Source organism: Pseudomonas sp., from assembly GCF_036404235.1.
In the GTDB taxonomy this organism is placed as follows: Bacteria; Pseudomonadota; Gammaproteobacteria; order Pseudomonadales; family Pseudomonadaceae; genus Aquipseudomonas.
In genome coordinates this window covers 1-19162 of the sequence record NZ_DASWOT010000116.1, presented here as the reverse complement: position 1 = coordinate 19162, position 19162 = coordinate 1, and the positions used below count along the sequence as shown (strand labels likewise).

The 19162-nt window shown below is 58.6% G+C and carries 16 protein-coding genes; 6 read left to right on the top strand and 10 right to left on the bottom strand.

The features are described 5' to 3' along the window. Window positions 1–393: 393 nt before the first annotated feature. Window positions 394–1869, top strand: a complete 1476-nt coding sequence (locus VGC62_RS14410) for a sensor domain-containing diguanylate cyclase (RefSeq protein ID WP_331187761.1) — start codon at window positions 394–396, stop codon at window positions 1867–1869. 27 nt (window positions 1870–1896) lie between these two features. After that, on the top strand, window positions 1897–2034 hold the full coding sequence (locus VGC62_RS14405) for a hypothetical protein (protein ID WP_331187760.1): 138 nt from the start codon (window positions 1897–1899) through the stop codon (window positions 2032–2034). A gap of 124 nt (window positions 2035–2158) precedes the next feature. Here VGC62_RS14405 and VGC62_RS14400 read toward each other — a convergent pair whose 3' ends face one another. After that, window positions 2159–2830: an ATPase gene (locus VGC62_RS14400; RefSeq protein ID WP_331187759.1), complete on the bottom strand. Its 672-nt coding sequence runs from the start codon at window positions 2828–2830 to the stop codon at window positions 2159–2161. Between the two features lie 535 nt (window positions 2831–3365). Between VGC62_RS14400 and VGC62_RS14395 the strand changes: the two genes are divergently transcribed. Both VGC62_RS14395 and VGC62_RS14390 read left to right on the top strand, forming a co-directional pair. Beyond that, window positions 3366–4514, top strand: a complete 1149-nt coding sequence (locus tag VGC62_RS14395) for an efflux RND transporter periplasmic adaptor subunit (protein WP_331187758.1) — start codon at window positions 3366–3368, stop codon at window positions 4512–4514. An 8-nt stretch (window positions 4515–4522) separates the two neighbouring features. After that, the gene (locus VGC62_RS14390; protein ID WP_331187757.1) at window positions 4523–7651 is read left to right on the top strand and encodes a multidrug efflux RND transporter permease subunit; all 3129 of its coding nucleotides are present in this window, start codon (window positions 4523–4525) and stop codon (window positions 7649–7651) included. A 93-nt stretch (window positions 7652–7744) separates the two neighbouring features. Here VGC62_RS14390 and VGC62_RS14385 read toward each other — a convergent pair whose 3' ends face one another. Together VGC62_RS14385 and VGC62_RS14380 are read right to left on the bottom strand one after the other, a co-directional pair. Further along, window positions 7745–9100 carry an ATP-binding protein gene (locus tag VGC62_RS14385; RefSeq protein ID WP_331187756.1) on the bottom strand — a complete coding sequence of 452 codons (1356 nt, stop codon included), beginning with the start codon at window positions 9098–9100 and terminating at the stop codon, window positions 7745–7747. Continuing rightward, window positions 9097–9783, bottom strand: a complete 687-nt coding sequence (locus tag VGC62_RS14380) for a response regulator (protein WP_331187755.1) — start codon at window positions 9781–9783, stop codon at window positions 9097–9099. The genes VGC62_RS14385 and VGC62_RS14380 overlap by 4 nt, the downstream gene beginning before the upstream one ends. A 323-nt stretch (window positions 9784–10106) precedes the next feature. On the opposite strand from VGC62_RS14380, the gene VGC62_RS14375 reads away from it, so the two are divergent. Continuing rightward, entirely contained in the window at window positions 10107–10946 is an 840-nt protein-coding gene (locus VGC62_RS14375; protein WP_331187754.1) for a TlpA disulfide reductase family protein, read from the top strand. After that, window positions 10943–11710, top strand: coding sequence for a thiol:disulfide interchange protein DsbG (dsbG, locus tag VGC62_RS14370; RefSeq protein WP_331187753.1), 768 nt, complete (start codon window positions 10943–10945; stop codon window positions 11708–11710). Before VGC62_RS14375 ends, dsbG begins: the two co-directional genes overlap by 4 nt. A gap of 309 nt (window positions 11711–12019) precedes the next feature. Here dsbG and VGC62_RS14365 read toward each other — a convergent pair whose 3' ends face one another. From VGC62_RS14365 to VGC62_RS14335, 7 genes are all read right to left on the bottom strand, one after another. Continuing rightward, window positions 12020–12976, bottom strand: a complete 957-nt coding sequence (locus tag VGC62_RS14365; RefSeq protein ID WP_331187752.1) for a serine hydrolase — start codon at window positions 12974–12976, stop codon at window positions 12020–12022. Between the two features lies 1 nt (window position 12977). Then, the gene (locus VGC62_RS14360) at window positions 12978–13991 is read right to left on the bottom strand and encodes an ABC transporter ATP-binding protein (RefSeq protein WP_414705802.1); all 1014 of its coding nucleotides are present in this window, start codon (window positions 13989–13991) and stop codon (window positions 12978–12980) included. Between the two features lie 11 nt (window positions 13992–14002). Further along, a complete protein-coding gene (locus tag VGC62_RS14355; RefSeq protein ID WP_331187750.1) occupies window positions 14003–15007 on the bottom strand; it encodes an ABC transporter ATP-binding protein in 1005 nt (334 codons plus the stop codon). Next, the gene (locus VGC62_RS14350) at window positions 15004–15879 is read right to left on the bottom strand and encodes an ABC transporter permease (protein WP_331187749.1); all 876 of its coding nucleotides are present in this window, start codon (window positions 15877–15879) and stop codon (window positions 15004–15006) included. The genes VGC62_RS14355 and VGC62_RS14350 overlap by 4 nt, the downstream gene beginning before the upstream one ends. After that, window positions 15876–16817: an ABC transporter permease gene (locus VGC62_RS14345; protein WP_331187748.1), complete on the bottom strand. Its 942-nt coding sequence runs from the start codon at window positions 16815–16817 to the stop codon at window positions 15876–15878. Before VGC62_RS14345 ends, VGC62_RS14350 begins: the two co-directional genes overlap by 4 nt. Before the next feature lie 98 nt (window positions 16818–16915). Then, window positions 16916–18451, bottom strand: coding sequence for an ABC transporter substrate-binding protein (locus tag VGC62_RS14340; RefSeq protein WP_331187747.1), 1536 nt, complete (start codon window positions 18449–18451; stop codon window positions 16916–16918). A gap of 282 nt (window positions 18452–18733) precedes the next feature. Next, on the bottom strand, window positions 18734–19162 hold a 429-nt coding region (locus tag VGC62_RS14335), incomplete at its 5' end, for a LysR substrate-binding domain-containing protein (RefSeq protein WP_331187746.1).

The following is a 19162-nucleotide window of genomic DNA, read 5'->3' as shown; positions in this document are numbered from 1 at the left end:
TGGAACTGGCGAGGCGATGGAATGGATTGTAAGGACAGTTTTCAGCCGAGCCTTGCCGCCAAGCGACAACTTCTTATAGCGCCAACCCGGCTTTTTCCACAGTTTTCGGTAATGCGACAAATAGCATCGCAATGGCGCAGTTTATAGATTGCAGCAAGGTTGTAGCAGGGGCGGGTTGATTTGATTTGCGCACGGTCTTGAAACCAGACGCCTGGGTCCCGTGTGGCTGACCCCATGCACCCGTTTTACCGAGAACTTCAGGCCACTACCTTTTTTTGTATTTCTTGCGCATGAGTTGTCTTACTCTTATTGCACCAGTAGATGTGAAGGTAATGGGGTTTGAATCGAAACGATGGTCTGTATTTCAACCCACGACACCGGCGATTGAAGCGCATGCCTGTTCTGTGGCTTGCCGGTGTCTTCACCGTCTTGGTGTGCGTGTCGATTATCAGTATCACACTTTGGCAACTACGGGAGGAGCGCACCCACGAACTGGCAATGGCCAATACCTCTGTCGCCAACCTGTCACGCTCGATGGCGCAACAAGCCGATGACGCCTTCGACCAGGCCGATATTCCAGTGGCTGGCATTATCGAACGATTGGCCTATGACGGTTTCGAGTCGGCGCGCAGCCCACGTATGCATGATTACCTGAGAGCGGTCGCCGCCAGCGTTGAACAAATCCAGGGCCTGTTCATTTACGACAAGGACGGCAACTGGGTCGCGACCTCACTGGGCCATACGCCAGACAACGCGAATAACGCCGATCGCGAATACTTTCAGTTTCACAAAGCTATCGACAGCTCTCTGCCGCGCATTGGCAGCGCTATTCGCAGCCGAACCACTGGCGACCAGGTCATTCCGCTGTCACGCCGCATCAATGATGCCGATGGCAACTTTTCAGGGGTGGTCCTGGCCACCATCGAACTGGCGTACTTCGACCGCTTCTTCGACCGTTTCGACATTGGCAATCAGGGCGTTATTTCGCTGGCACTGGCCGACGGTACGCTACTCGCACGTCGCCCTGAGATCACAACCACCACCGGTACCTCACTCGCTGAAGGCGAGTTGTTCAGCCGCTACTTGAAGGAGCGCTACGAAGGCACCGCAACGGTAATTTCGATGCTCGACCAAATCAAGCGTATCTATGGCTATAAGCGTCTGGACAGCTACCCGCTGGTAGTGCTGGTGGGATTGTCAGAGTATGAGGTGCTGGACAGTTGGCGGCAAAATGCCTGGCGCTCGCTATTGGTGATCATCTGCGTGTTGATCGCCAACCTGCTGTTCGGATTGTTGTTGTTTCAACAAATCCGTTTCGGGCTCAAGGCCGAGTCGCAACTGCGCATCGCCAGCCACTCGTTGGAAAAGCTCGCACTGCAAGACAGCCTGACGGGGCTCGCCAACCGTCGTCACTTTCAGAAAATCCTAAGTCTTGAATTCAATGACGGTGGTGCAAACCTGCATCCACTGAGCCTAATCATGATCGACATCGACCTCTTCAAAAGCTACAACGACGCCTACGGGCATGTCTCCGGCGATAAATGCATCATTGCGGTCGCGCTCTGTATCCGCAACAGCCTGAACCGAACAGGTGATCTCGCGGTGCGTTATGGAGGGGAGGAAATGGCGATTTTCCTGCCGTACAACGATGCACGGGGCGCGTTTGCCCTGGCGGAAAAAATCCGTCTGGCCGTTCTCGCACTCGACCTCGAACACATGGGCAACCCCCTGGGGATCGTCAGCATCAGCCTGGGCGTGTATGCCTGCCTGCCCCATGAATGCCCCACCCTGGACGCCTTCATCGAACGCGCCGATACAGCCCTGTACACCGCCAAGCACCAAGGTCGCAACAGGACGGTGGTTCGGTAACGCAATGAGGGGAGCCGACGAGGCTTTTTGATCAACAACGTCGGCATCTATGGCCCGCAGGATTTCTTCGACACCCCGGACGACGTCTGGCAGCACTTTTTCGACGTCACCGTAATGTCCGCGGCACTGCGGGTGGATGGCGGCGTGGTCGATACCATTGCTTGATGCCAGTGCTGCAGGTCAAGGATTCTGGATGCAGTGCATAAGCGCCCAGCATCAGCATCTGGTATTTGGCGTTGGCTAGATGGAGGGATCGGGAAATGAGCAGATGAAGTTTGCTGCGATGAAATCAGTTCCCGGCCACCTGTGCTACTTCACCTGCAGTCACCAGCGCTTTGAGTGATGCATCGAATTGTTTCAGCGCGTTCAGTTGCAGCTCACGTTGCTGGTCGATTTGCGCGGCAATTTCAGGGGCTGCTTTGTCATGTACCCACACCGAAGACATTTCCTTGCCGCCATAACCTTCGGCCTTACCGATGTATTGCAGGTTGGCGTCGTAAAACTTGGCGACAAAGCGTGCTTCGACCTGAGTATTACGTTGAGTGACCAAGCGGTTATAGGTGTCGAGCATGACCACCACGTCAGGATGCGCTTGCACCACAGCATCCAGGTTGTCGTACACAGTGACCGATGCGAATTGTTTTTCCAGCGACCCCTTCAACCAGTCGATGGCCAATTTAGGGTCTGAACTGTTGATGAAAGCTTCACGGATGCGCGAATCGAGAGCGCCGTTCTTTACACCTTTGAGAGCGACAGAATGGTAACGCTCAAGGTATTGAAGGTTGCTGACCGTATTTTCACTGTAGATCACACCGACTGACTGAGTAGGCTGCAAGCTGATGTCGCTGTCGGCAACGGGAGCCAAGTGACACGCCTGTTCGTCGGCGGCTGAGGCTGACGCAGTGGCGCCGACGCCGCCGGTCAATACGGCGACAAGAGCCAACAGCACAGAAATTCTCATCGCGTATCTCCTCGTGGAGCCAGTTCGGTATGGGGGCCATCCTCCTCCTTTGGCAGGAAAACAGAACTTGCGATTTATGATGGTAACTATCGACTAAATGAATAGTGGCAAGCCGTTATCGATCAAGCCACTGCACAATCGATCCATCGCCCGCTTGGCGCGTCGATAAGCTGCCAAAACCTTAGATTGCGACGGTGCTTGATACAGCAAGCCGTCAACTTGCTCGACGAAGGGCAATCGCACAGCGTCTTCGCCAGGGATGATAGTCAGCACAATAGCTGAAAGTCGGGGGCAAGGAATTAGAGCCAGAATGTAGTCCATCGGAGCTGACAATTGCAGAGTAATCTGACGGCAACACTGCACCAAACCTACAGCGATGGTGTGCAGTAACACTCAGAGTGAGCGACTGAACTCAATGGCACTCTTAACGTGGCCCGACATTTGCTCACATGACACGCTTGGCCAATAAATATTCCTACATCCTCTACATGGACGTGTACGATTGAGAACCCTTCTTATTCATCCGAGTTGGCGAATGCCCGGCTTCAAGTTTTTGCGCATCACCCTCGCCCTTCTGATCGTGGCCAGCACGTTGTTGAGCGGCTGTGACAAGGCTGCGCCCGTCGCGCTTGCCGAGCAAAAGACGTGGGTCGATGTGGTTATCGCCGCGCGTTCCAGTCATGCGCCGACAACGGTACTGACGGGGCGTCTTGAGGCCTATCGCACCGCGGAAATCCGCGCACGGGTGGCGGGGATCGTCGAAAAGCGCACCTATATAGAAGGCGCAGAAGTCAAAGCCGGGGCACTGTTGTTCCTGATCGACCCGGCCCCGCTCAAAGCCAGTCTTGCCGCCGCTGAGGCGGAACTTGCCCAGGCAGGCGCCACTGCAGATGCCGCGACCGATGTGGCACAGCGCTCCAAACAGTTGCGCGACTACGATTCGATCAGTATTCAGCAGTACCGCAAGGACCTGTTTCTGGAGAAACAGCTGCGTGCCGCCGAGAAACTGGCGGCCGCCAAGGTGCGCAGCGCCCGACTGCAACTCGATTACGCCAGCGTCACGTCGCCCATTGCCGGACGCGCGCGTCGGGCAATGATTACTGAAGGCGCAATGGTCGGCCAGGACGAGGGCACGAAACTGACCACGGTGGAACAGATCGATCCGATCTACGTCAATTTCTCGCAACCGGCTGCTGAGTTTCTGGCACTGCGCAAGGCCACCGTCGCACAGGAAAAAAGCCACGAACCGATGCCGGTGAACGTGCGTTTGAGCGATGGCTCGCTGTATGACATGCCGGGCCAGCTGTTGTTTTCCGACACCGCCGTCGATCCGATGACCGACACCGTTGCCATGCGCGCACTGTTCAACAATCCCGATCATTTGCTGCTGCCCGGCATGTATGTGCAAGTGGAGTTCGAACATCCCCAGGCCAAGGCGGCGGTGCTGATTCCGCAACATGCGCTGACCCGAACCCGCACTGGCACGTTCGTCATGCTTGAGGATAACGGTCATGCGCGGCAGGTAGCGATCACCGCCGACACCCTGGAAGGCAAGCAATGGCGTGTTACCTCCGGCTTGTCTGGCGGTGAACGGGTGATTCTGGATGGTGGCGCGTTGAGTAATGGACAAGCAGTGCAAGCGAAGCCGATAACCAGCAACAGCAATGTGGCCGATCGCCAATAGGGAAATTCATGTCCACGTTCTTCATCGATCGCCCAGTCATGGCCTGGGTGATCGCGATTTTCATCTTCCTTGGCGGCGGCTTTGCCGCATCAAAATTGTCGGTCGAGCAATACCCCAACGTTGCGCCACCTCGGGTCAGCATCTCCGCCAGCTACCCTGGCGCCTCGCCGGAAGTCGCCGAACGCACAGTGACCTCGGTAATCGAGCGCGAGCTCAACGGCATTCCCGGCCTGCTCTATTTCAACTCGACCAGCTCCGAAGGCCTGGTGGAACTGAGCCTGTATTTCGAAACCGGCACCAACACCAAACTGGCTGCGGTAGAAGTGCAAAATCGTATTCGTCGGGTCGAGCAACGGCTGCCTGAAAGCGTGCGTCGCCAAGGGATCGAGGTGGAACAAAGCGGTGAAAACCAGCTGTTGTTCGTCACTCTCACCGCCGACAACACCAGCGTCGATGACATCCAACTCGGCGATTTCGCTACCAGCATCGTGCGTCCGGCGCTGTTGCGGTTGCCCGGCGTAGGCCAGGTCGAAGCCTACAGCCCCGAATACGCCATGCGCATCTGGCCCGATGTGCATAAGCTCACAGCTACCGGCATTACCACCAACGAGTTGGTCAGTGCGATCAGCCTGCAAAACCAGCGCATCACACTGGGTGCCATCGGCGCGTCGCCCTCCCCCAGTGACACCGCCATTACCGCACCACTGACCGTTCAGGAAGACCTCGATACACCCCATGCCTTCGGCGCGATTGCCTTGCGGGTCAACAACGACGGCTCGGCGCTACGTGTGGCAGACGTCGCACGGGTTGAACTGGGCGGCAACAATTACGACTACCCGGCCTTCGTCGACGGCAAATACGCGGGCGCACTCTCGATCAAACTGGCAGCCGGCGCCAACGCGCTGAGCACTGCCCAAGCGGTCAAGCAGACCCTGCAAACACTGTCCGCGCAGTTCCCACCGGGCATGCACTACCAGACCGCGTTCGATACATCGGTGTTTGTACAACTGTCCATCATCAAGGTCGGTTACACACTGATCGAGGCCATGGTTCTGGTGTTCCTGGTGATGTGGGCCTTTCTCGGCAGTTGGCGCGCGACCTTGATTCCGGGGCTGGTAGTGCCGGTCGCCCTGGCCGGGACCTGCGCCGTGATGTGGATGCTGGGGTTTTCTCTAAACGTGCTGACGTTGTTCGGCATGGTCCTGGCCATCGGTATTCTGGTGGACGATGCCATCGTGGTCGTGGAAAACGTCGAGCGCATCATGCGCGAGGAAGGATTACCCGCACGCCAGGCAACACTCAAGGCGATGGGCCAGATCAGCGGCGCGATTGTCGCGATCACGCTGGTGCTAACCGCCGTGTTCATCCCCATGGCGCTGTTTCAGGGGGCGGTCGGGCAAATCTATCGCCAATTCTCGGTGGCCCTGGCGGTGCCCATGGTGTTGTCGGCGTTTCTTGCGCTGACCTTCACCCCCGCGCTGTGCGCCACCTTGCTCAAACCTGTGGGCCACAAGGGAAGCCAAGGCCATCTGGCCAGGCTCAGCCCGGTACTGGCTCGGCTCTATTCCCACAGCCTGACCGGTTTTCTACGTCGCCCGGTCCGTTTCCTGCTGTTGTACATCGCGCTGTTCGCGGTCATGGCCTTGTTGATGGCGCGTCTGCCCGGCGCATTTTTGCCGAGCGAAGACAAAGGCGGTTTCGCCACTGTAGTCTTGCTCCCCACAGGTTCTACCCAAGCCGATACCCGGGAAGTACTGGACGAGGTGCAGGCCTTCATGAGGACCGACCCGAACGTTTCCAGCCTGTTCGCCATGCAGGGTTTCAGCTATTTCGGTGACGGGCAGAACGCCGGGATGATCTGGCCGACACTGATCGACTGGTCGTTGCGCAAACAGCCCGACCAACAGCTAGACGCTATCCTCGCCAGGGTCAATCAGCGCTTTGAACAAGGCACCGCACGCCACCCCAAGGCGCAGATCAAAGCGCTCAATACACCGCCGCTGCCGTCAATGGGGCGCATCGAAGGCATTGATCTGCGGTTGCAGGATCGCAGCGGACTGGGGCACGACGCGTTGATCGACGCCAAGAATCAACTGCTGGCGATGGCGGCCAAAGACCCGGCCCTGGTCGACCTGTCCTTTTCGGGCCAAGACGACGCGCCGCAACTGCGGGTGTCTATAGACCGCCTCAAGGCCCAGAGCATGGGCGTGTCGCTGAGCGAGATCAACGAAACCATGGCCACCTTGTATGGTTCGGACTACCTCGGGGATTTCATCTACAACAACCAGGTACGGCGGATCATCGTCCAGGCAGAGGGCAAGGACCGCCAACAACCGGAGAGCCTGCTTCAGGCGCGCGTACGCAACAAGGCTGGCGACATGGTGCCTCTGAGCGCCTTCGTCAGCATGCGCTGGACCGTCGATGCGCTGGAGATCGAGCACTTCAACGGCTTCGCGGCGCTCCAGATCAGCGGCGCGCCGGCCAAGGGTTACAGCACCCGACAAGCGATGGACGCCTTGACCCGGCTGGTCGAACAACTGCCCGGCGGCTTCGGCCTGGAGTGGTCGGGGCAGTCCTATCAGGAGCGGGTGTCGAGTAATCAGATGCCGTTGCTGTTCGGTCTGTCGATCCTGGCGATTTTCTTCTGTCTGGCGGCGCTGTATGAAAGCTGGTCAATCCCACTGGCGGTGATCCTGGCGATCCCGCTGGGCGCCATCGGTGCATTACTGGCGACCACTGTGCGCGGCCTACCGGATGACCTGTACTTCAAAGTTGGCCTGATCACAGTGATCGGACTGTCAGCCAAGAACGCCATTTTGATCATCGAAGTGGCCGAAACCCTTCACCGGCAAGGGGCTTCGGTGCTGCATTCGGCGCTTGAGGCGGCGCGCATGCGCTTGCGTCCAATCGTCATGACCTCACTGGCGTTTATTTTTGGCGTACTGCCCTTGATGCTCGCCAGCGGGCCCGGCTCCGCCAGCCAGCGGGCGATTGGCACCAGCGTGTTTGGCGGCATGTTAAGCGCTACGGTACTGACCTTGTTTTTCGTACCGCTGCTTTATGGGCTGGTGATGCGTTTACGCCGACACAAGGTGATTGTCGAACCGTCACTGGAGCCCAAGGCCACCGAAGGATAACGGCGGTCATTTGATCGCAGTGCTTATTCAGGGCAGCTTCGCCCCCATCGCTGGACAAGCCGCGCTCCTTGCCCTGCGGACAGAAGCAAGAACTCATAGACCGTTAAATCCGATGTCGGGGGAAGTCGAAGTGGTGCTTCGCAAGGGCATGTGCAGCTCGACTCGCAAACCATCGGGCTGGCTGTCGAAACGCAACGAACAGGCACACCGCTGGACAATGGCCTGCACGATGGCCAAGCCAAGACCGGCGCCGGGGCTTTTGCCGTTGCGCCAGAAGCGTTGAGTGAGTTTGTCTAGATCCGGCTCGGGAATGCCCGGGCCATAATCGCGCACGTGAAAGTGCGCCTGGCCTGAGGTGGTCAGCAAGGTCAGTTCGACCTGCGTATTGACTGCGGTGTGACGCAAAGCGTTGTCCAACAGATTGCGCAGCGCGGCAATGGCCAGCACAGCAGGCATCTGCACAGGCGCAGCAGACACCTCTGGGGCGATGATCAGCTCAATACGCTGTTCATTGCCACTGACCGCATCGTGGATCGCCAGCCGGGCCACTTTCTCGGCGTCGCACTGCACACCATCATCAAACGACAGGCTGCCTTCAACCCGCGCCAACAACAGCAACTGCTCAAGCGTGTGGTGCATGCGGTCGGCGCCCTCTTCGGCATGGGCCAGCGCCTTGTCTCGAACCTCGCCACCCGTCATTTGGGCCACTTGCAGGTGGGTCTTGATCGCAGTCAATGGGCTGCGCAGTTCGTGCGCGGCATCGCCGGTCAGCCGACGCTCGCGCTCCAAGGTCTGGGCGATGCGCTGGAACAGTTGATTCTGGGTTTTCAGCAGCGGCTGCAACTCGTTGGGCAAGCCGGGTACATCCAGCGGCTCGACCGAGTCGGCACTGCGGCGCTTCAATGCATCGCGCATTCGATGCAGCGGCGCCAGCCCCCGACCGATGACCACCCAGAGCAAGGCCAGACTACCCAACAACGCCACCACTACCGGCACCGACGCGGCGAGCAACACCGAATGGCTGAGTACATCACGCTCCTCCTGGCGGTCAGCGGTGGTGATGCGTACGTCACTGTGGGTCAGGGTGAAACTGCGCCAGCGCTCGCCATTGATGAGCTGGTCGCGATAGCCGCTTTCGTCTGCGGTCAGCGCGCCATCCGGCGTGTTGTGGCTGCGGGCGAGGACCTCACCTCGCAGGGAACTGACCTGACAGGCCATGGGGCTGGAGACCAACAAACGCTCTGCGTCGACGCTGCCGTCTTGCTGTTCGCGCATCTGCATCTGGTCCATCAAGCCCGCCACCATCCGCGCCGACGCCGCCAGACGCTGGTCGAGAGAGTCCATCATCTGCATGCGCAGGTCGCAGAGCATCCAGGCGGCTGCAAGTAGCCAAATCAACACGAACGCGCCACCCAGGGTCAGGCTCAGTCGCACTCTCAGGCTCATCATGGTGTTTCGCCCTGCGTGGCGCACCCGGCCGGGCCAAGACGATAACCCGAACCGCGCACCGTCTCGATGATGCCGCCACCCAGTTTGCGTCGCAGATGGTGAATGTGGACATTGAGGGCGTTGCTTTCGACTTCATCGCCAAAGCCGTAGACACAATCCTTCAGTTGCTCGCCGGACAATACCCGGCCGTGGTTATGCAGCAGGGCATGCAGCAAAGCCTGCTCGCGGCGGGACAGATCGACGGTTTGACCGGCGAGGCGAGTCTCGCGACTGCTGGGGTCGTAGGTCAGACAACCGTGTTCGATGACATTGACGCTGCGCCCGGCCATGCGCCGGATCAGTGTGTGCAGGCGCGCACTGAGTTCGCGCAGATCGAACGGCTTGAGCAGATAATCATCGGCGCCCGCCTGCAGCCCCTCGACACGATCTGTCACGCTGTCGCGGGCAGTGAGAATCAGCACTGGCAATTCAATGCCTTGCTGACGCTGTTGGCGAAGCAATTTGAGGCCATCTTCATCCGGCAGGCCGAGGTCCAGCACCATCACATCGAAATGCGCTGCCGACAACATCGCCCGCGCCGCCGACGCAGTCGCCACCCGATCAACCGTGAGCCCCTGCGCCTCAAGGCCCGCGACAATACCGCTGGCAATCAGATCATCGTCTTCGCAAAGCAATACATGCATGGCCGGGCTCGAAAAAAGGGCTATTGAAACGCGGGTGGATTAAGGCGCGATTATGCCACCGGGTTTCAGACAATAGCTGCCGAAGGCTGCAATGCAATGGGTCTGACACACCACAATCGCGCCCTTCGTCAGCGCCAGCATTTGTTGGTATTTCTACCGCATGTATTTTCGTTAACACCGCCTTAATCACTACCTCACACCCTGCCCGCAGCCGTTAACCCACAAGGATGGTGTATGCATAAGTGTGTGCTGCTGTTGATTATGCTGGTCCTGGTCCACGCCGAGCCTGGGCTCAATCTGCAAGCTACACGGGAGCGCAGCCGATGCTGAGCTTTTCCCTCGGGCCGTTGGCGCTGTCGATCACTCATCTACTGCTGTTGATCGCGCTGGTACTGGCAACGCTGGTGGGTTGGCTGGTTGGGCGTAAACAGAAGATCAATCCAGAGAAGGTCATTTTCAGTCTGTTTCTGTCAGGCGTACTGATCGCCCGACTGAGTTTTGTGATCGTTTACTGGGCGCAGTATCACGATAACCTGACTGCCATCATCGACATCCGCGACGGCGGCTTTTTGACCTGGCCGGGCGTGATCACGGTGCTGTTGGGGGGCGCGCTGTATGGCTGGAAACGTCCGTCGCTACGCGGGCCATTGGGGTCGGGCGTCGGCTTGGGTCTGGCGTTCTGGCTATTGGCGAACATCGGCATCAGCTATCAGGAGGATGCACGATTACCGGACCCGACCTTGCGCAATGTGTCCGGTGAGCCAGTACGCTTGAGCGACTATCAGGGCAAAAAGCTGGTGATCAACCTGTGGGCAACCTGGTGCCCGCCCTGCCGTCGCGAAATGCCAGTGCTGCAAGCGGCGCAGCAGGCCCATGAGGATGTGGTGTTTCTGTTCGTCAATCAGGCCGAAAGCCCGCGTACCGTCGCGACTTTTCTTGCGGCGCAAGGTCTGCATCTGAACAACCTGCTGTTCGATAGTAGCGGGCAATTGGCGCAACAGGTCGGATCTGCCGCCTTGCCCACCACCCTTTTCTATACCCAGGAGGGTCGTCTGTTGGCCACTCATCTTGGCGAGCTTTCCGCCGCCAGCCTCAAGCACACGCTCGACAGCTTCAGTCCAGCGGCGCCCTCATCTATTTCGCTTTCAAGGAGCGCTCAATGAGCCTGACCCGTTATTCGTTAGTGGCAGCAGTCAGTCTGCTGTCCTTGCAGAGCGCATTGCTGCGGGCCGAAGAGTTACCGGCCGCGATCAAAGCGCTGGAGGCCAAAGGCGCAACCATCAAAGGCAGCTTCGACGCGCCCGGTGGCCTTAAAGGGTATGCCGCGCAATATCAGAATCAAGGCATGGCGCTGTACCTGACTGCCGATGGCAAGCATGTGCTGGCGGGCAATCTGTTCGATGAAAAAGGCCAGGACCTCAGCCAGGCGCCACTGCAAAAACTGGTCTACGAACCGATGACCAAAGCCATGTGGAACCAGATGCAAAGCAGCACCTGGATTGCCGACGGGGCCAAGACTGCACCGAAGGTGATCTATCTGTTCAGCGACGCCAACTGCCCGTATTGCAACCTGTTCTGGGAACAGGCGCGGCCTTGGGTTACGTCCGGCAAAGTGCAATTGCGGCACATCATGGTCGGCATCATCCGCGAAGACAGCGCCGCCAAGGCTGCCGCATTGCTGACAGACAAAAACCCGGAACTGGCCCTGCAAAAGCACGAGCAAGCGGGCAAAAGCAGCACCCTGAAACCGTTGGACAGCATCCCTAAAGACATCCAGGCCAAACTCGACGCCAACATGAAACTGATGGAAGACATGGGGCTTTCAGCCACGCCGTCGATCTTCTACAAGGACGACGACGGAAATATCCAACAGCAACAAGGCGCGCCAAGGCCCGAGGCGTTGGCAAAAATGATGGGGGCTAAGTGACACTGTAAAGCGGGCACACTCTGTATCCGCTCTTATCAAATACACTGTAACTATCTGAATAAAATGAATTTTATGTAGGAGTCTGGCTTGTCCCACGACCGGCGAGGAACCCGTCGTAAACCTGCGCACAGGGTGTGACAGACAGGCCGCGCACACCGGGTTTACTACAGAACGCCGTTCAATCTGTAGGAGCCAACTTGTTGGCGAGGCGACCAACACGATGCTCCTGAGACACCGCCTCGCGAACAAGTTCGCTACAGGGCGCGCCAGATCGCGGGGCAAGCCTAAGAATCAAAAGCATGGCGACTGTCAGCGCGCCCCATCAATCAACCCATACGCCGCGCGGCCGATTTCGGGAAATACCTGCTCATCGGTCGAAACCGCCTTCCCGTGACTGAACAGCACCAGGGTGAACGCGCCATAAACACTCGACGAATCCTGGGCCATCTCGACATACGCCGCGTCGTGGCGGTTGTAGCTGGACAGTGGATCGCCGGTCCAACCGTTCCAGCCGGCTTTGGAGTACAGCGTCGCGGCCTGTGGCAATCCGCCGCCCAGAAACGAGCGAACTTGCGCATGCTCCTGTTCGGCAAACTCAGGCGTCAAGGGCCGATGAAAGCGGTTCTGCATGCGTTTGCTGCGCGCTGGGCTGCCCAGACTTGCGTTGAATATCTCGAAAAAAAGGCGCGCCGTGGCGTCGCTGGTCAGGCGATTGTGGTTGTTGCCGCCCAGCGTCGCGAACAGCCTTTCGCGCCCGTAGCGGTCATCATCCATGAGCTTCTGGCAGACATTAATACCCTGTGTTTGCGGCCAACCCAAGCCTTGGAAATAACGGTTGGCGACCTGCCGTCGCGTCTGCCACTCGGTCAACTCTGCCCCCTGCAACAACGTGTCACCGGTGGTTTCGCTGATCAGATCGATGATGTAGTTGGTGGCGTTGTTGCTCGACCAAAGGATCATGTCGCGCATCGCTCGCTCAAGCTCTTCGTGCATCGTCACTCGCCCGGCATCGAGCGCGTCTTCGACGGCGGCCAGGTAAAAACTCTTGACCACGCTGGCCGGGTAAAACGGCTTGCTGCCTTGATAACTGAAGCCCTCTGGCCAATCCGTGCCGACACCCTCGCTGTCGGTCAAACGTGATGGATGCAATAACAAGGTCAACGCCATGTCCTCGTTCGCCACGCCGACCTGCGTCAATTGCCGCTGCACCTCGGCCAGCACCTGTGAACCGATGCGTTTCGCTGTTTCGGTGGACTGATAAAACATGTCAGCTCCTTTGATGATCGGATTCAGAGCGTTGCAGAAGCGACGGCAGGCAGCGCGCCTGATGCCCTGCTTCCAGTTGGTACAGCGGCGGAATCGCCTGAAGGCAGTCCTCAGTCACCCATGGGCAGCGGGTCGAAAATGCGCAGCCCTGTGGCGGATTGAACGGGTCGGGCAACTCGCCGTCGAGGCTCTCATGGGTGTTGCGCTGGTCGGGGTCCGGCAGCGGAATCGCCGAGAGCAAGGCTCGGGTGTAAGGATGGCGCGGCGTGGCAAACAACGTGTCGGCGTCGGCCAGCTCCATGCTTTGCCCCAGGTACATCACCGCAATGCGCTGACTGATGTGGCGGACCACACTCAAGTCATGGGCGATGAATAAAAATGCCACGCCGAGTTTTTCGCGAATGTCTTCGAACAGGTTGATGATCTGTGCCTGCACCGAGGCATCCAGCGCTGACACCGGCTCGTCGGCAACGATCAGTTCCGGGCCGACCGCCAGGGCGCGAGCGATGGAGATACGCTGGCGCTGTCCGCCGCTGAACGCGTGGGGCAAGCGATCTTTGAGGCGCGGCGCCAGGCCAACCGTAAGCAATAGCTCGTCGATCCGCTCATGGCGTTCGGCGCGAGTGCTGCCAATGCCATGCACGCGCAAGGTTTCGTCCAGGGTTTGCGCCAGCGTCATGCGAGGGTTAAGCGAGGAATACGGGTCCTGAAAGATCATCTGGATCTTGCGACTGATGGCTTGTCGATCGCCTAATTCATGGAGAGGTTTGCCACGCCAAAGAATCTCGCCGGCGGCCGGTTCGTAAAGCCCGACCAGACAGCGGCCCAGCGTACTCTTGCCGCATCCCGACTCACCCACAACGCCCAACGTTTCGCCCGCACCAATGCTGAACGATACGTCACGCACGGCCCTCAACTCACGACGCGGCGCACCGGTTGTCCATTCGAACAGACTGCGCGGTGCAGCAAACGTCATCGACAGATTGCGCACTTCCAGCAACGGCGGCTCGGTCAAATCGCACTCGTTCAACATGCCAATTCCTCCAGTCGAATGCAGGCGCTGAAATGCCCCGGCTCGACTTCGCGCAATTGCGGATCAATCTGCCGACAGCGCTCAATGGCGTTCGGACAGCGTGGATGGAAGCGACAGCCACCGGGCGGATTGGCGAGATTCGGCGGCTCGCCGCCAATGGGTCTCAGGGTCTGACGCGGACCAGTCAGACTGGGCAGAGCATTGAGCAATGCGCGGGTGTAGGGGTGCGATGGGCGACGAAACAACTGTCGGGTGTCGCCACTTTCGACAATGCGCCCGGCATACATCACCGCCACCCGATCACAAGTTTGCGCCACCACGCCCAGATCGTGGGTCACCAACAACACGCTCAAACCGTTCTCGCGACGCAAGCGCAACAACAATTTGAGAATCTGATCCTGAATTGTCACATCCAACGCAGTGGTCGGTTCATCAGCGATCAACAGCCGCGGTTTGCAGGCCAGGGCGATAGCGATCAGTACACGTTGGCGCATGCCGCCGCTAAACTCGTGGGGCCAGGCGCGCAGGCGTTGTTCGGGCGACGTCACGCCAACCGACTTGAGCATCGCAATGGTCGCCTCACGCAACGCAGCACCAGACAGATTGTCATGCCGACGCAAGCCCTCGGCGATCTGTTCACCGATGCGCATGGTCGGATTGAGCGAGGTCATCGGGTCCTGAAACACCATGGAAATCTGCCGGCCACGTACCTCGCTCAACTGCGCCTCGCTGAGCCCCGCCAGTTCCAGACCATCGAATTGCATGCGCTCGGCACTCACCTTCGCCGTGGCGCCGCCGAATAAGCGCAGCAACGAGCGACAGGTGGCGCTCTTACCACAACCGGACTCGCCGACCAGGCCAAACACCTCGCCCTGACGAATCTCGAAACTGACGTTATCCACAGCCGTCACCGGCTGCTGCTGACTGTGAAACTGCGTGCGCAGGCCGCGGACTTCCAGCAGCACTCGGGCGCTGACCTGAGACATCGGCATATTCATGATTTGGGCCTCAGAAAGTCGTCCAGCCCGTCACCCAGCAAGGCAAACGTCACGCCGACGTACACGATAGCGAGGCCGGGAAACAACGAAATCCACCAGCCGTCGAGAATGAAATTACGCCCCTCGGAAATCATCACGCCCCACTCAGGCGTAGGCGGCTGGATGCCCAGACCGAGAAAGCCCAGCGAGGTCACCGCCAGAATCGTCAACACAACGTCAGCCATCATGAACACGATGGCCGGGGTGATGACGTTGGGCAGCACATGGCGCAAGACGATGCGCAGGTGGCTGTAACCCAGCACTCTGGCGGCCTGAACGTACTCGGCGTTCTTCACCAGCAACACCTCGCCACGGACGATACGCGCAAAGGAAATCCAAATCACCAGGGTGAACGCCAGGTACATGTTGCCGACGCTCGGCCCCATCGAACCGACGATAGCGATCACCAGCACGTAAAACGGGAACGCCCAAAGAATGTCCACCAGACGCATCAGCAGCGCATCCACCCAACCACCGATGTATCCCGACAACAGGCCAACACTGGTGCCGATCAAAAACGGCAGTACCACACAGACCACAGCGATTTGCAGGTCCAGCGCAGCCGAGCTGATGACCCGCGCCAACACGTCGCGGCCCAGATCGTCGGTGCCGAACCAATGGCCCGGACCAGGTGGTAGCAGGATCTGATCGAAATCCACCACCAGCGGATCGACCGTGATCAGCAACGGCCCGAGATAAGCCGCCACCAACAAAATGCACAGCAGCACCACACCCGTTTGCAGCGACCGATTGCGCGCCAAACGCTGGCGGGTTTCGTGGGTGAATAGCATCGCCAGGCTCAGTTTCAAATGCGGGTTCAAGTTCAGGCTCATGACAGTTTCATCCGCGGGTCGGCGAGCTGGTAGGCCAGGTCGGTCAACAGGTTGATAAACACCACCAACACCGCGAAGGTCACGGTCAAGCCCTGGACCATCGGGTAATCGCGAGCGCTGATGGACGACACCAACAGGTTGCCGAGCCCCGGAATGGCGAATACCGATTCGATGACCACCGTGCTGCCGATCACCCAACTGGTGTGTACGCCCAGCACCGAGATCGTCGACAGCAACGAGTTGCGCAGCACATGCCGACGCAACACCGCGCCACGGCGCAAACCCTTGGCCAGAGCGGTGTCGATGTATTCTGCGCTGAGCACCGAAATCACCGAGCTGCGCATCGAGCGGATAGTCACCGCCGAGGTGCCCAGCGCGATGACCAATGCCGGTAGAAACAGGTGATGAAGGCGCTCGAAGAAGCCGTCGCCATAACCCGACACCGGAAAGATCGGCCACCAGATGCTCAGCAGCAACACCAGCAAGACGCCCAGCCAGAACGCCGGCATCGACATGGCAACGATGAACAACAACTTGATGCCTTGGTCCGTGGCCTTGCCTCGACGCAGCGCCGATAGCATCGCCAGCGGGACCGTCATCAGCACCGCCAGCACGGTACTCAAACCCACGAGGCTGAGCGTCGCCCACAAACGTTCCCAGATCAGCGGGCCGACATCGGTTTTGTAGGCGATTGAATGGCCGAAACTGCCACGCACGCTGTCACCGAGGAAGATCAAATATTGCTGCCACAGCGGCAGGTCCAGCCCTAACTGCGTGGTCAGGCGGGCGATATCATCAGCCGTACCACGATTACCGAGAATCAGGGTCGCCGGATCGCCCGGCATGACCCGCAATAACAAAAAGGCGATCAAAGTGATCCCGAGTAATACCGGGATCAGTTGAATCAGCCGCGACAGGCAAAAACGCAAGATCTGCATGCACACTCCACAAAGCATCCCGGCAGACCGCTGGACCTGGCATCGCCGGTCAAACGGTCTGCGCCCCAGGTGAATAAAAGGCTCGAGTGCCGCGTGGATCAGTTCATCTTGACGTCTTCCAGACGGTAGTTGGACGTCGGCAACACGCTGAAGCCTTCGACCTTCTTGCTCGATGCATACGGCGAGCCCTGGTGATACAGGAAGATGAACGGCGCGCCATCATGCACACGCGCTTCGATCTCCTGGAATTGCTTGCCACGCTCCGGCCCGTCGAGGGTCTGGCGTTCCAGCGCATACAGCTCGTTGACGCGTTCGTCCTTCCATTCAGTGTGAAAGGCGTTGGCCCGCTCCGGGTTGATCGCGGTAAAGCCGACCAGTTGATCGGGGTCGATAGTGTCGCTGGTGGTGTAGCTCAGCGACATCTCGTAATTGCCGGCCTTGGTGGTGCTGTATTGGGAGCTGTCTTCGATGGTTTGCAACTCGAGCTTGACCCCGACTTTCGTCAGGTTGCTCTGGATCACGCTAGCCACCTGACGCAACGTCATGTCGCCCGACGGCACCAGCATTTTCAACTGCAACCCCGACACACCTGCTTCGGCCAGCAACGCCTTGGCTTTAGCGATGTCCAGCGGATACGGGCTGATGCTGGTGTTGTGGTAGGCCATGATCGGCAGTGACGAGGCCGCCGCTTCGCCATTGCCACGCAGCACGCTTTTAATGATGCCCTCTTTATCGATGGCATAGTTCAGGGCCTGACGCACCCGCACATCGCTAAGCGCCTTGACCCGCGTATTCAACTGCACCAGTTCGCTGCGAAACACCTTGGCGACACCGACCCGGAAGTTCGCATCAGCCTTGAGCGCAGCGATCTGGTTGAAGGGCAGACCGACAATCGCATCCAGTTCGCCCGCCTTGAGTTTCAGCACGCGAGAGTTGTCTTCGCCGATGATCTGGATCTCGGCCTTGTCGATCATTGGCTTGCCGCTTTGCCAGTAATGCGGGTTCTTGCCCAACAGCATTTTTTCGCCACGGTTCCACTGTTCAAGCACGAACGGGCCGCTGCCGATGGGTTTCTTGAAGAAATCGTCGCCTTGGGCAGTCAACGCTTTTTGCGGGACGATAGAGGCGCTGAACAGCGCCAGATTATTGAGCAACGGCGTGAAAGGCGTATCCAGGGTCATCTTGACCGTATGGCTATCGATGACTTCAAACCCCGTGATCGGCTTGAAGAAACGCGCCCAATCGGATTTCTCGCCGGCCGCCCGCTTCAGTGAAAACACAACATCGTCGGCGGTCACTGGATCGCCGTTAGAGAATTGCGCGTTTTCCCGCAAGTGGAAGGTGTAGGTCTTGCCATCGGCGGCGACTTCCCACTTTTGCGCGATTCCCGGTTCCAATTTGAGACCATCGGTGCTTGGCCTGACCAGTTGATCGAAAATCAGCAGCTCAGTCCAGATCGATGGGTTGTCGCTCGATGCGATGGGGTCAAGGGTCAGGGCATCGGTAGCGATCCCCAAACGCAGAGTGGCTGCGTCGACCAATCCCGCTGAAAACAAAGAAGCAATAGCGCTGGCCAACAACGTGGTACGCAACAAGGTCGGCACGCCCAAGCGTCGACAGTGATGGGATGTCATAAAGGCTCTCTCCAGTTTTTTTGACGGCAGATGCAATCTGGGTTCTGTACGTAAAGTGGCTGCGCTCGGTCATGCTGGTTTAAAAACAGGCTCGCCGACTTTTCGTACAGACCCTAACGGTATTCTTGCTTTTTTTGGCCGATTCCCCGGTAACCGGAGAGCCGGCAACTTAATTATTGGCGTATCAGAAGAATCATCGCCTCGACTGAGGAGTTCGGTTATTTATGGGTCAGGCTGCTTGTCCTCGCCAATAGTTATAACGACATCATGGATAACCAAAGGTTATGGCGTTTCCATCGCCTGTTGCGGCCCTGCGGTGTGGGCCATACGAGCGCGGTGCTGCTCGACGAAGCCCTCTGCGCACAACGTGGCCTGACGCAACAGCCACTTTGCCGAGGCCGACAACTGATCATCGATGCGCGACAGGGCGAACAACGTTACCGATACCGCCGGGTGCAACTCGCGTACCTGCAACGCCCCGCCAATCGCCGAATACGCAGTGAAAGGATCGACAATCGCCAGTCCCAGCCCTGCCTCCACCAGCGAACGTGCCAAATGGTAGGTTTGCACGCTGATATCGATATTCGGCGCCGCGCTGGCTTCCGACAGATGATGCGTCAACAGCCCGCCAAGGGCGTCGCGACTGTCTAGGCCTATCAGGGAAACATCGCTCAACTCTGCCATCGACAAGGAGTGACGCATCGCTTCATG

Bases quoted from the DNA above. Each gene is read 5' to 3' on its own strand.
- VGC62_RS14390 (WP_331187757.1), top strand. From the start codon at position 4,523: ATGTCCACGTTCTTCATCGATCGCCCAGTCATGGCCTGGGTGATCGCG.
- VGC62_RS14385 (WP_331187756.1), bottom strand. From the start codon at position 9,100: ATGATGAGCCTGAGAGTGCGACTGAGCCTGACCCTGGGTGGCGCGTTC.
- VGC62_RS14340 (WP_331187747.1), bottom strand. From the start codon at position 18,451: ATGACATCCCATCACTGTCGACGCTTGGGCGTGCCGACCTTGTTGCGT.
- VGC62_RS14410 (WP_331187761.1), top strand. From the start codon at position 394: ATGCCTGTTCTGTGGCTTGCCGGTGTCTTCACCGTCTTGGTGTGCGTG.
- VGC62_RS14365 (WP_331187752.1), bottom strand. From the start codon at position 12,976: ATGTTTTATCAGTCCACCGAAACAGCGAAACGCATCGGTTCACAGGTG.
- VGC62_RS14350 (WP_331187749.1), bottom strand. From the start codon at position 15,879: ATGAGCCTGAACTTGAACCCGCATTTGAAACTGAGCCTGGCGATGCTA.
- VGC62_RS14380 (WP_331187755.1), bottom strand. From the start codon at position 9,783: ATGCATGTATTGCTTTGCGAAGACGATGATCTGATTGCCAGCGGTATT.
- VGC62_RS14355 (WP_331187750.1), bottom strand. From the start codon at position 15,007: ATGAATATGCCGATGTCTCAGGTCAGCGCCCGAGTGCTGCTGGAAGTC.
- VGC62_RS14400 (WP_331187759.1), bottom strand. From the start codon at position 2,830: ATGAGAATTTCTGTGCTGTTGGCTCTTGTCGCCGTATTGACCGGCGGC.
- VGC62_RS14345 (WP_331187748.1), bottom strand. From the start codon at position 16,817: ATGCAGATCTTGCGTTTTTGCCTGTCGCGGCTGATTCAACTGATCCCG.
- VGC62_RS14395 (WP_331187758.1), top strand. From the start codon at position 3,366: ATGCCCGGCTTCAAGTTTTTGCGCATCACCCTCGCCCTTCTGATCGTG.
- VGC62_RS14375 (WP_331187754.1), top strand. From the start codon at position 10,107: ATGCTGAGCTTTTCCCTCGGGCCGTTGGCGCTGTCGATCACTCATCTA.
- dsbG (WP_331187753.1), top strand. From the start codon at position 10,943: ATGAGCCTGACCCGTTATTCGTTAGTGGCAGCAGTCAGTCTGCTGTCC.